Annotated in this window: 10 protein-coding genes; 4 read left to right on the top strand and 6 right to left on the bottom strand. The window is 68.9% G+C overall.

Annotation, left to right across the window (positions count from 1 at the left end; all coding sequences use genetic code 11):
* Positions 1–278 precede the first annotated feature (278 nt).
* The 4 genes from ald to OG510_RS30365 all read right to left on the bottom strand — a co-directional run bounded on the left by ald (position 279) and on the right by OG510_RS30365 (position 6,152).
* Complete coding sequence (gene ald, locus OG510_RS30380) at positions 279–1,394, bottom strand: alanine dehydrogenase (protein ID WP_406142631.1); 1,116 nt, start codon at positions 1,392–1,394, stop codon at positions 279–281.
* 190 nt (positions 1,395–1,584) lie between these two features.
* Positions 1,585–3,582 (bottom strand): tetratricopeptide repeat protein, encoded by a 1,998-nt coding sequence (locus tag OG510_RS30375; protein WP_406140990.1) that lies wholly within the window; start codon positions 3,580–3,582, stop codon positions 1,585–1,587.
* A gap of 200 nt (positions 3,583–3,782) precedes the next feature.
* Positions 3,783–4,409 carry an NUDIX domain-containing protein gene (locus OG510_RS30370; protein WP_406140989.1) on the bottom strand — a complete coding sequence of 209 codons (627 nt, stop codon included), beginning with the start codon at positions 4,407–4,409 and terminating at the stop codon, positions 3,783–3,785.
* An 84-nt stretch (positions 4,410–4,493) separates the two neighbouring features.
* Positions 4,494–6,152, bottom strand: a complete 1,659-nt coding sequence (locus OG510_RS30365; RefSeq protein ID WP_406142629.1) for a CTP synthase — start codon at positions 6,150–6,152, stop codon at positions 4,494–4,496.
* A 447-nt stretch (positions 6,153–6,599) separates the two neighbouring features.
* Here OG510_RS30365 and OG510_RS30360 point away from each other — a divergent pair, with 447 nt between their 5' ends.
* The 4 genes from OG510_RS30360 (at position 6,600) to OG510_RS30345 (ending at position 10,166) form a co-directional block, all read left to right on the top strand.
* Entirely contained in the window at positions 6,600–8,402 is a 1,803-nt protein-coding gene (locus tag OG510_RS30360) for a glycoside hydrolase family 15 protein (protein WP_406140987.1), read from the top strand.
* Positions 8,403–8,564: 162 nt separating this feature from the next.
* A complete protein-coding gene (locus tag OG510_RS30355; RefSeq protein ID WP_406140985.1) occupies positions 8,565–9,050 on the top strand; it encodes a TnsA-like heteromeric transposase endonuclease subunit in 486 nt (161 codons plus the stop codon).
* A 1-nt stretch (position 9,051) separates the two neighbouring features.
* Entirely contained in the window at positions 9,052–9,294 is a 243-nt protein-coding gene (locus OG510_RS30350) for a hypothetical protein (protein WP_406140984.1), read from the top strand.
* On the top strand, positions 9,291–10,166 hold the full coding sequence (locus OG510_RS30345; RefSeq protein ID WP_406140982.1) for a hypothetical protein: 876 nt from the start codon (positions 9,291–9,293) through the stop codon (positions 10,164–10,166). The genes OG510_RS30350 and OG510_RS30345 overlap by 4 nt, the downstream gene beginning before the upstream one ends.
* Here the strand turns inward: OG510_RS30345 and OG510_RS30340 are convergent.
* On the bottom strand, positions 10,130–10,591 hold the full coding sequence (locus OG510_RS30340) for a cupin domain-containing protein (RefSeq protein WP_024494953.1): 462 nt from the start codon (positions 10,589–10,591) through the stop codon (positions 10,130–10,132). The two genes, OG510_RS30345 and OG510_RS30340, sit on opposite strands and share 37 nt — an antisense overlap.
* Positions 10,592–10,605: 14 nt before the next feature.
* Entirely contained in the window at positions 10,606–11,559 is a 954-nt protein-coding gene (locus OG510_RS30335; RefSeq protein WP_406140980.1) for a helix-turn-helix domain-containing protein, read from the bottom strand.
* Positions 11,560–12,043 lie beyond the last annotated feature (484 nt).

The raw sequence follows: 12,043 nt of genomic DNA, 5'->3' as shown, positions 1-12,043 counted from the left end.
GCGTGGCACCATGCCGACGATGGGCGACTCTATGGCGTGTCACCGGTCCTCAGCAACACAATCCGCCGGACCCGGCCCGATGTGTCGGCAACGGAACACCCCGGTGTCAAGGGCGTACAGGGATCACTCGGCAGGTTTCCCGGGTGTACGAAACGGCTAAAGGGTTACGTTCACGGCGAGTTGAACGAGGGGCGCAAAGGGGGCAGACGCGCAACCGGCCGGACCTCGGCGAGCAAGGTCCGGCCGGTTGCGTGAGATTGACGACGCGTGTTGACGGGTCAGCCGAGCAAGGTGCTCAGTTCGGTGTGCGGAAGACCGAGGTCCTCGGCGACCGAGCGGTAAACGACCTGCCCGTCATGCGTGTTGAGGCCGAGCGCCAGTGCGGGGTCGCGGCGCAGCGCCTCCTCCCAGCCCCGGTTCGCGAGCTCCACGATGTACGGGAGCGTGGCGTTGGTGAGGGCATAAGTCGACGTACGCGGCACTGCGCCCGGCATATTCGCGACACAGTAGAAGACCGAGTTGTGGACCTGGAAGGTCGGCTCGGCGTGCGTGGTCGGACGCGAGTCCTCGAAGCAGCCGCCCTGATCAATCGCAATGTCGACAAGTACACTTCCGGGCTTCATCTTGGCGACGAGCGCGTTGGTGACGAGCTTCGGCGCCTTGGCGCCGGGGATGAGCACGGCACCGATGACGAGGTCCGCGGCGACGACGGCCTTCTCCAGCTCGAACGCGTTCGAGACGATCGTCTGCACCTTGGTGCCGAAGATCCGGTCCGCCTCGCGGAGCTTGTTGATGTCCTTGTCCAGCAGGGTGACGTGGAAGCCCATGCCGATGGCGATCTGGGTGGCGTTCCAGCCGGAGACACCGCCGCCGATGACGACGGCCTCACCCGCCGCCGTACCGGGCACACCGCCGGGCAGCACACCGCGGCCGCCCGCGGAGCGCATCAGGTGGTACGCGCCGACCTGCGGGGCGAGCCGGCCGGCCACCTCCGACATCGGGGCGAGCAGCGGCAGCTGGCGGTTCGCGGTCTCGACCGTCTCGTACGCGATGGCCGTGGTGCCGGACTCCAGCAGGGCGTCCGTGCACGCGCGGGATGCGGCGAGGTGCAGGTAGGTGAAGAGCGTCTGGTCCTTGCGGAGCCGGTGGTACTCCTCGGCGATCGGCTCCTTGACCTTGAGCAGCAGATCGGCGGTGGCCCACACCTCGTCGGCCGTGGGGAGGATGCGCGCGCCGGCGGCCACGTACTCCTCGTCGGTGATCGCGGAGCCGACACCCGCGCTCTGCTCGATGACGACCTGATGCCCATGGCGCACCAGCTCGTGCACGCCTGCCGGGGTGATGGCCACCCGGAACTCGTTGTTCTTGACCTCGCGGGGGATGCCGACCAGCACGTCGATCACGGTCCTTGAATCTGGGGGGTGATGTTCTGGATATGACGCACATATCCGGCTATGCACAGCAGCGCTGAAGACATCCCGGATGGACGCGACGAAAACCAGTGTTAATGAAGGACTACGTGCTGTCTAGCCTTTCAAAGCATCAATCTTCAGTCGACCGACCACGGATTTCGTAGGCAAATCGCTAATCAGCCAGCAATCTCTCAGCCGAACCGCGGTGCAGATGTGCGGCCGCCGAGTCGCCCAGCCGCTCCAGGGTGTCCGCGAGCCGCAGATGCAGCGCCGCCTGAAGCCGCACGTCATCGGCGCGCCGCGCCCACTCCACCGCCTCCGTGCAGGTACGCAGCGACTCCTCGGGGCGCCCCGCGTACTCCTGCACCCGGGCCACCTCACTGAGCGCCCGCGCCTGGGCCGGCAGGTCCCCGGCCCGCCGGTATCCGGCCACCGCGGCCCGCCAGTTGCGCAGCGCGTCGGTGTAGTGCCCGGCGTAGGTGTGCACGGTCCCGAGCCGTCCGTAGAGCCGGGACTCGTCCGCGAGCTCTCCCCGCGCCTGCCGCTGGGAGAGCGCCCGGCCGTACCAGTCGCAGGCCCGCTGCCAGTCCCCCAGCTCCTGGTAGGCGCCGCCGACGGATTCCGTCGCCCGGCCGGTCGCGTACGGGTCGTTCGCCGCGCGTCCCGCGTCCAGCGCCGCCCGGTAGCGGTCCAGGGCGTCGCGGGTGCGGCCGGTCCGTGCGTCGAGATCGGCGAGGTTCAGCAGCGCCGCCGCCTGCTCACGGTGGAGTCCGCGCCGCTCGGCGACGCCGAGGACCAGCTGGTGGAGGCCGTACAGCTCGGCAGCGGCGGCCTCGGCGCCGCGGTGCGTGGTCAGGGCCCGTACGAACGCGGCGACCAGCCGTCTGGCCAGCGTGTCGAGCTCGCCGTCCGCGACGGCCAGCCGGGCGCTCGCGAACAGCACCGGCTCGCGCAGCCGGAGCCACTCGGCGGCGGCCGGGGCGTTCGCGAAGCGCAGCGTACGGGGCAGTCCGGCCAGCTTTCTGCGGGCCGGCGAGCCGTCCGGGTCGGTCACCGCGCGGCAGGACTGGAGCAGCCGCACGGTCCGCTCCAGCAGCCGCGCCCTGGCCAGCTGCACCTCGCCCGGCCGGTCCTGGGCCTCCAGCAGCGCGCGGAGCAGCGGGGCGAGACAGCCCGGCACCTCGAACTGTCCGTCCGGGCAGGGGCGCAGCAGCCCGAGCCCGGCGAAGTCCTCCAGCGTGGAGCGGGCCGCGGAGACCGAGCAGCCGGCCAGTGCGGACGCGGTGTGCGCGTCGGCCAGGCCGGCCGGGGCGAGTGCGAGCAGCCGCAGTATCCGGGCGGCCGGCTGCGGCAGTGAGCCGTACACGAAGCGGAAGGCACGGGCCAGCGGCCGGGCGGCCGCGGGCTCGTCGGCCTCGTCGGGCAGGTTCCGGAACTGCTGGGCGACGTCCGCGACCGACAGCTTGGGCCGGGCGGCGAGCCAGCCGCCGAGCAGCACCAGGGCGGCCGGCTGCCCGCCGCACTCCTCGGACAGCGCCTCGGCGGTCCTGGGATCCACGGTGATACGGACCGCGCCGGCGAAGTGACCCAGCAGCTCGACCGCGGAGCCGGTGTCGAGACCGCCGAGCGTGCAGGGCCTGACGTCGGGGATGCCGGTCAGCGGTCCGGTGGAGACGGCCACGACCAGTGAGCGCGAGACATCGGGAAGGAACGGATCGACCTGGGCCGCGTCGGCCGCGTCGTCCAGGACGAGCAGCACCCGGCGCCCGGCCAGCGCCTCGCGCACCAGCTCGGTGAGATCGTCCTCGGCGGCGCCCGCCGGAGCCGGCACCCCGAGGGCGCCGAGCAGCTGACGGGCGGTCTCTCCTGCGGGCACCGGGTCGCCGCCTGGCGTGCTGAGCCGGGCGTTCAGGACCCCGTCGGGGTAGTCGGCGGTGAGCTCTCCGGCCAGTTCGGCGGCGAGCGCGCTGCGCCCCGATCCCGGCTTCCCCGCGATGAGCAGCACCCGGGGTCGGGAGCCCTTACGGCCGGCCATGGTGTCCAGACCGGCCCGTTCGATGTCGGCGCGCAGCGCCTTCAACTCCCGCTGCCTGCCGAAGAGATGACCGGCCGTCCGGCCGGCGTCCGATGTCGTGACCCGGTCGACCGCGTCCACCGCCTGATCCGTCACGGGCTCGCTCCGTCCGCCTGCGCACCGGCCCGCCGGGGGCCCGGACGGGACGGTGCCGAGCGTAGTTCACGTATCCAGACGAACCAGGCGGGGCGGGGCTGGCGCAGTAGGCATGTCCCTCAATCGGATCAACCGATCATCGGATCAGCATCCGGAAGGGGTGGGCTCGCAGCGCCCTGCCGGGTACCGGTGTGCCGCTGTTACGCCTCGAAGGGGCGGGCAGGCCACGGCGCGTCGGCCGGACGCAGCGCGTCGAGGCCGTCGCCGTTGAGCGCGGCGGTGAGCGCCAGGACTCCCACCACCAGGCAGGTGTTGTGCAGCTCTCCGGCGAGTGCGCCGCGGACGAGCTCCGCGGGCTCGACCCGGGCGTGCTCCATGTCCGCCTCCTCCTCGGAGACCTCGAAGCGCGCGCCCTCGGACTCGGAGACCTCACGGGCGAGGAAGATCCGTACGGCTTCGTCGCAGCCGCCCGGCGTCGGGTAGACATCGGCGAGCACCCGCCAGTCCTCGGCCTTGACGTGCGCCTCCTCGTAGAGTTCGCGCTGCGCCGCGTGCAGCGGGTTCTCGCCGGGGATGTCGAGCAGCCCCGCCGGGATCTCCCAGAGCTTCTGGCGTACGGGGTGGCGGTACTGGCGCAGGACGATGACCTTGCCCTCGTCGTCCAGGGCGAGGACGGCCACCGAGCCGGGGTGGACCTGGTAGTCGCGGTGCACGACGGTCCCGTCCGGCATCACCACGTCGTCGGTGCGGACGCTGGTCTTGTTCCCGGTGAAGGGGGTGGTGGTCGCAGTGACCTGCCACTCCTCGGCGGTGTCCCTGATGGCCATGGAAGCGTCCTCTCAAAAGCGGAAACCGGGGCGGGGGCTCATGAGAACCCCGCCCCGGTCAACGGTAACGCCCGTGTCCGCGTGCTACTTGCCGGTCTTGCGGGCCACCGCCGCCTTGACCAGGCCGGCGAAGAGCGGGTGCGGCCGGGTGGGCCGGGAGCGCAGTTCCGGGTGGGCCTGGGTGGCCACCAGATAGGGGTGGACCTCGCGGGGATACTCGACGTACTCGACGAGCTTGTTGTCGGGGCTGGTTCCGGAGAACACCAGTGCGGCCTTGGTCTCCAGCTCGGCCCGGTAGGAGTTGTTCACCTCGTAACGGTGGCGGTGACGCTCCTCGACGTACGGCTGGTCCTCGTACGCCTCACGCACCAGCGAACCCTCCGCCAGCTTCGCCGGATACAAGCCCAGACGCATCGTGCCGCCCAGGTCACCAGCACCCTCGACGTACGCCAGCTGCTCCTCCATCGTGGAGATCACCGGATGCGCGGTACCCGCGTCGAACTCCGTGGAATTGGCATCCGGGATACCCGCGACATTCCGCGCCGCCTCGATCACGATGCACTGCAACCCCAGACAGAGACCGAGCAGCGGGATCCGGTTCTCGCGGGCGTACTGGATGGCACCGACCTTGCCGTCGACCCCGCGCTCACCGAACCCGCCCGGGATGCAGACCGCGTCGACGTCCCCGAGCTGCTTCTTCGCACCCGCCTGCGTGCGGCAGTCGTCGGACGTGACCCACTTGACCTTGACCCGCGCCCGGTTGGCGAACCCACCCGCCCGGATCGCCTCGGTCACCGACAGATACGCGTCCGGCAGATCGATGTACTTCCCCACCAGGGCCACGGTGACCTCGTGGTCGGGGTTGTGGACCCGGTCCAGCAGATCGTCCCAGGTCGACCACTCCACATCACGGAACGGCAGATCCAGCTTGCGCACCACATACGCGTCGAGGCCCTCGGTGTGCAGCACCTTCGGAATGTCATAGATCGACTTGGCGTCGACGCAGGCCACCACCGCGTCCTCGTCGACATCGCACATCAGCGAGATCTTGCGCTTGATGGCCGTCGGTACCTCACGGTCGGCGCGCAGCACGATCGCGTCCGGCTGGATCCCGATGTTCCGCAGCGCGGCCACCGAGTGCTGGGTGGGCTTGGTCTTCAGCTCGCCCGAAGGGCCGATGTAGGGCAGCAGCGAGATGTGCACCACGAACACATTGTCCCGGCCCACCTCATGACGCACCTGGCGCACCGTCTCCAGGAACGGCAGCGACTCGATGTCACCGACCGTCCCGCCGACCTCCGTGATCACCACATCGACATCATCCGTCGCCATCCGCCGGATCCGGTGCTTGATCTCATTGGTGATGTGCGGAATGACCTGCACCGTGTCACCGAGATACTCACCCCGCCGCTCCTTCGCGATGACCGTCGAGTACACCTGCCCCGTCGTGACATTGGCCGAACCATCGAGATCCACGTCCAGGAAACGCTCGTAGTGCCCGATGTCCAGGTCGGTCTCGGCACCGTCGTTCGTGACGAACACCTCACCGTGCTGGAACGGGTTCATCGTCCCCGGGTCGACATTCAGATACGGGTCGAGCTTCTGCATCGTGACCCGCAGGCCGCGGGCCTTGAGCAGCGCACCAAGACTGGACGCGGTCAGACCCTTGCCCAGGGAAGAAGCGACACCCCCGGTGACGAAGATGTGCTTGGTCGTCGCGGATGCTGAGTTGCGGGCCTGCATGGCCAAGAGGGGGCTCCCGTGGTCGCGATCTGGAGTGCGTACCGGCACGAGCCCCGGAGACTTCCGGAGGTGCCGTCGCTGCGGTTCGGGGCGTATTGACCACCGGTCCACGGGCCACCAGGGTATCAGCGACCGCGGGCGACTGCTTCCGGCCACGCACAGCACCGTCTCCGCCACGCACAGCTCAGCCTTCACCGGAAGGTCGCAACCCGGTCACCCAACACTCACCCGTTCGGACCAGCCACGTTGCCGGGCAGGTCATGCGGATCACCTGGGTGCGTCGTATCCTGCTCGGACACTCGCTGCCGAGACGGCCGGAAGCCGGCACCACCCCCGCCCGTTCTCCGGAACACGCGCCCGCCGGCACTCGTCAGCTAATTCAAAGAGCCCTTGACTGCAACACAAGCGCCCCGAGGGGCGACGTGGCCGTTCGACTGGAGATTGCACGTGGCCGGGCGCATCGAGGATTACGCACTCATCGGAGACATGCAGACCGCTGCCCTGGTCTGCCGGGACGGGACGGCCGACTGGCTGTGCTTGCCCCGCTTCGACTCGCACGCCGTCTTTGCCGGACTCCTGGGAACCGAGGAAAACGGTTTCTGGCGGCTGGGACCCGCACATGCCCCATCGGCATGCCCGCCGGTCGCCGACCGGCGCCGCTACCGCGGGGATTCACTGATCCTCGAATCGGAGTGGGACACGCCACGCGGCACCGTCCGTGTGACGGATTTCATGCCGCCCCGTGACGGCGCCCCCCAGCTGATCCGCATCGTGGAAGGGGTGAGCGGGCGTGTCCCGATGCGCTCCACCCTCCGGATGCGGTTCAGCTACGGGCGGGTGACGCCCTGGGTCCACAAGGTGGACGGGCGTACGGTCGCGGTCGCCGGACCGGACTCGGTCTGGCTGGACACCTCGGCCGACACCTACGGCGAGGACCTCACGACGTACTCCGACTTCACCGTCGGACCTGGCGACAGGATCGCCTTCACCATCAGCTGGGAGCCCTCGCACAAGGCCCCGCCCGCGCTCCCCGAGCCCGAGAACTCGCTGGCGGCGACGGAGGACTTCTGGCGCGACTGGGTCGACCAGTGCACGTACCACGGCCCCTACCGCGAGGCCGTGGTCCGCTCGCTGATCACGCTCAAGGCGCTCACCTACGCGCCGACCGGCGGCATCGTCGCCGCGCCGACGACCTCGCTGCCCGAGGACATCGGCGGCTCCCGCAACTGGGACTACCGCTACACCTGGCTCCGCGACGCGGCCATCACGCTGTCGTCGCTGCTGCGCACCGGCTACCGCGAGGAGGCCCGCGCCTGGCGCGAGTGGCTGCTGCGGGCGGTCGCGGGCGACCCGGAGAACCTGCAGATCATGTACGGGATCGCCGGCGAGCGCGAGCTCGGCGAGGCGGAACTCGACTGGCTGCCGGGCTACGAGAACTCGGGCCCGGTCCGGGTGGGCAACGGCGCGGCCGGACAGCTCCAGCTGGATGTGTACGGCGAAGTCACCGAGGCCCTGCACCTCGCCCATATGACGGGTCTCGCCCGCAGCGACTACGCGTCCCTGCTCCAGCTCAAGCTGATCCGGTATCTGGAGGACCACTGGGACCAGCCCGACGAGGGCATCTGGGAGGTGCGCGGGCCGCGCCGCCACTTCGTGCACTCCAAGGTGATGGCCTGGGTCGCCGTCGACCGGACCATCAAGCTGATCGAGTCCGGGGACGCCGACGGGCCCATCGAGCGCTGGCGCGAGCTGCGCGACGACATCCACCGCGATGTCTGCGAGCGGGGCTACGACAAGGAACGCAACACGTTCACGCAGTCGTACGGCTCGAAGGAGCTGGACGCCTCCCTGCTGCTCATTCCGCAGATGGGCTTCCTGCCGCCGGACGACAAGCGGGTCATCGGCACCGTCGAGGCCATCCAGCGCGAGCTGTCCACACCGGACGGCTTCGTCCTGCGCTATCCGACGACGGGCGGCTCCGCGGGCGTCGACGGCCTGGAGGGCGACGAGGGTGCCTTCCTCGCCTGCTCGTTCTGGCTCGCCGACGACCTGGCGATGATCGGACGGGTCGACGAGGCCCGCAAGCTCTTCGAGAAGCTGCTCGGGCTCCGCAACGACCTCGGTCTGCTGGCCGAGGAGTGGGACCCCAGGCTCCAGCGCCAGGTGGGCAACTTCCCGCAGGCGTTCAGCCATGTGCCACTGATCGACACCGCCCTGCGGCTCACGGCATCGGGGGCCTACGGGGGGTGACCCTTGTGGGATCCCGTTCCCCGTGTCATTTTCCGCGCGGGAATGTCGTAGCCATGTCGTCTACGACACGTCAACGGGATTCAAGCCTATCCGGCCGGGGCATGCCAGCAGCGTTCTGGCGAGTGATCCAGTCGCCTCAGAGAGCGCGAGGTTGGAGGTCTGATGACCAAGACTGAGCTGGATGCCCCGGTACGGGTGAGTGTTCGACAGGCCGATGAATTGGTGGCGGAGGACCTGGAGTGGGGATCTGTGCCGCTCGATCTCCTGCGCGATGCCCAGCCGTGGCGGACTTTCCGCTGGTTCAAGGGACAGCGGCACTACTCGGGGACGTACTGGTCCTCGACGGTACGCGACCATGTGATCTACGAGTCGCGGCTGGAGTTGGCACGGCTACTGTTCGCGGACTTCGCTCGGGACGTCCGGCATGTCGTGGCTCAGCCATTTCTGCTCAAGGCCGAGGTCGAGGGCCAACTGCGGCGCCACATCCCAGATTTCCTTCTGATGACCGATGGCGGTCCCGTAGTCGTGGACGTCAAGCCACGGCACCGGCTGGAGCGCGAAGGTCGCTTTCTCATTCGCGTGGACTCGTGCAGCGGTTACTTCGCGCGGGTGGCGTTACGAGGTCTGGAGCGAGCCGGATCCTCATGAATTGGAGAACGTCCGCTTCCTGGCCGGCTACCGCAGGGACTGGTTGTTCAATCCGGAACTCCTGGATGGCCTGCGGGCCTGTGAGCTGGAGGGGCGGTCGCTCGGAGAGGCTTTCCGGCTGCTGCCCGACTACCCCCGGCCGCTGGTTAAGTCGGCGGTGCTGCATCTGCTGTGGTCAGGGCATGTGGCAACTGAGATGGACCGGCCGCTCAGCCCGGCACACGTCTTGGGGAGGGTGGCATGAACGGGGCAGGGACACGCTTGGGTGTCGGCACGTGTTTCCGGCTCGACGGCGAGACGGTCGAGTTTGTGGAGTTCGCGAGCCTGGCCACCGGCATGGAGGTCATCCTCAAGGACGCCCGCGACCGGCTGATACGGATGTCCGTACGCGAACTGCTTACCTCGGGCCGGGCTGAGGTGATCGTCGAGGATCCTGAACCGGCCACCGACGACGGCGAGTTGGCCGCTGTAGTGCTGTCCCGGCTGACCAAAGAAGAGCGAAAGGACGTTCTGGAGCGCGCTGGGCATGTTCGAGAGGTGCTGACGGGTTACCGCTCAGGATCCGAGGAGTTGTCACAGCCGGGTGAGCCACGGGCCCAGTACGCTCCAGGCCATTCGTTGAAACAGCGGTACGCGGCGAAGGCGTCCGAACTGGGCGTGACCGCGCGGTCGGTTCAGCGCTGGGTCAGTGCCTTCCAGGAAAGCGGCGAGGTGGGGCTCGTCTCGAAGAGGGCCCAGGCAGAAGGCGGGCTGGCTCACGCCGATCCTCGCTGGGTGGAGGTGGCCGAGGAGGTTCTGGACGAGTACACGGAGGAGTCCCGGCCTTCCGTCAAGCTCGTGTTGGATCGGGTGCAGGCCCGGTTGGAGGAGCGTTTCGGACCGGGCACGGTGCCGCTGCCGAAACGGACTGCCGGGTATCGGTGGATGCACGAGTTCGAACGGCGTCATCCGCTGTTCCGGCGCGTTGGAAGCCGCCGCTCGGACGCGGACGAGCACCTCGTCCGGACCCGGGCGTGGTGGCTCGAACTCAGCGAGCCGCATCACCTCCGGGCCGCCGTAGCGGTCGTATTGAAGGCGCTTCACGAGGCGTATTCGTTCGAGATCTCGGTGGCGTAGTTCTTCCAGAGCGGTTGCATGGTCTCGGCGTTGACCGGCTGCCCGGAATCGATCATGGCCTTGAAGTCGCGGAAGTACTGCACATACAGGTCCGGCGTGAAGGTGTTCAGCATGACCGCGTTCTCGTCGCCGACGTTGGCGAACGTGTGCGGCGCCCCGGTCGGCACGATGACCCAGGTGCCGGGCCCGGCGTCGTATTGGTCCTCGCCGACGGTGAACCGGAAAGTTCCCGCCAACACGTAGAAGCCCTCGTCATGCTGGGCGTGGCGATGCTGCAACGGGCTCGGGGTGCCCGGCGGAATGGTGACCTCGGCGAACCCCAGCCGGTGGTCGGTGTGCTCGCCGTTCTCCAGGATGCGGATCTGCTGCGCCCCGCTGCCGAGGATCTCGCCCTCACCGGGGCGGACGATGTTTACCTTCGCCACGACTTCTCCTATTGCTATTGCCTGCCTTGGTCACCACCATCCTTGTCCGGGCCGGCTGTGCGCGTCTTGGTCGTCTGTGCACGGTTGCTGGTTACCAGTGCACGGGCGTTGTAGCCGTACGTCGCCTTGAAGAGCTTGCTGAAATGGGTGGGATCGGAGAATCCCCACCGGGCGGCCACGGCGGTGACCGTACGTCCGCTTCCGGTCAGCTCGGCCCGGCAGCGCTCCAGGCGGCGACGGCGGATCAGGGCCGCGACGGTGAGCGGCTGGTCCTCGAACAGCTTGTGCAGCCGGCGTACGGATATGTTGTGGGTGGCGGCGATGCCAGGCGGGGACAGATCGGGATCGGCCAGCCGGGTCTCGATGTAGCCGGCGATCCGGCTCCGCAGCCACTCGTCCGGGGCCGGTTGTTCGTCGCCGAGCCGGGCCTCCAGTGCGACCGCGATCAGCTCGACGACGGCCGCCGCCGACCGCAGCGCCTCCGCCTCGCGGAACTCGGTCGCCGACCACGCCGACTGCCGGGCCAGCACGGAGACGAGAGCGCCCGGGCCGTGGCTGCCGTCGATGCGTACGCCGATGAGCCGGTCGATCTGCGCGGGCCGGATACGGAGCTCCCGGCGCGGAACCAGGATGGTGACGTGCGCCGCGGCGGTGCTCTCGAACCGGAGCGTACGCGTGGGATCGAGCAGTACCAGGTCGGTCGGCCCGAGTTCGGCGTCGCCGCGCCCTTGCTCGATCCGCGTCCGGCCCCGGATCATCACCTTGACCGCCAGGTTCTCGCCGTCGGAGGCGTCGCGCTCCCGCCCGATGCAGGCGCTCTCGGGCGTGTCGAGGGAGACCAGCCGCAGCGGCCCGAGGTCACGGGTGGCGATCCCGCCCCGGAAGCCGGCCCCGGCCAGCTTGTTGATCAGCGGCGGAAACCCGCTGGCGGCCAGCTCGTCCTGGAACGACTCAAGGTTGCCGATCACCGGTCAATGATAACGGCGAAACTTCTGCTCAGGCACGGTGTTCAGCGGGGGGGTACAGCGGCGCCGGCCCGCATCTGCTCTACCAGGCTCTGGTGCACGCGGTGGACGGCTCAGTCGCGCCGGCGACCGACGACCGAACGGTGAGCGCAGCACCGATATCGGAATCGGTGGTAGCCGCCGCGATTGACTTGTAGATGTGTTCACGCTCGTTGGTGATCAACTGGAGTCCGCTGGTGGACGCGGCTGTGACGGCCGGCCTGCCGACACCCATAACCGCCGGCCGGGTACCGGGTTGCGAAGCCCCGTCGTCTTGAGCGCCGGCCGGTAACGTCTGGTGAGCACCACCACGGTCACCGCCGCAAAGAACGCGGCAGCGAGGATCGCGCGTGGTTTTCGTGATCGCATGAATGAGTGTCTCTTTTGCCGGTCAGCCTAGCGTTATGCGCGCACGACGCTGGGAAGCCGGGAATGGGAACGGCACCGA

The organism is Streptomyces sp. NBC_01089 (assembly GCF_045162975.1).
Lineage (GTDB): Bacteria > Actinomycetota > Actinomycetes > Streptomycetales > Streptomycetaceae > Streptomyces.
The sequence above is the reverse complement of the archived record's forward strand: the minus strand, read 5'-3'. Positions and strand labels throughout refer to the sequence as shown.

Excerpts from the sequence above, each read along its gene's own strand:
- OG510_RS30370 (WP_406140989.1), bottom strand. The coding sequence starts at position 4,409 with ATGGCCATCAGGGACACCGCCGAGGAGTGGCAGGTCACTGCGACCACC.
- OG510_RS30345 (WP_406140982.1), top strand. The coding sequence starts at position 9,291 with ATGAACGGGGCAGGGACACGCTTGGGTGTCGGCACGTGTTTCCGGCTC.
- OG510_RS30355 (WP_406140985.1), top strand. The coding sequence starts at position 8,565 with ATGACCAAGACTGAGCTGGATGCCCCGGTACGGGTGAGTGTTCGACAG.
- OG510_RS30365 (WP_406142629.1), bottom strand. The coding sequence starts at position 6,152 with ATGCAGGCCCGCAACTCAGCATCCGCGACGACCAAGCACATCTTCGTC.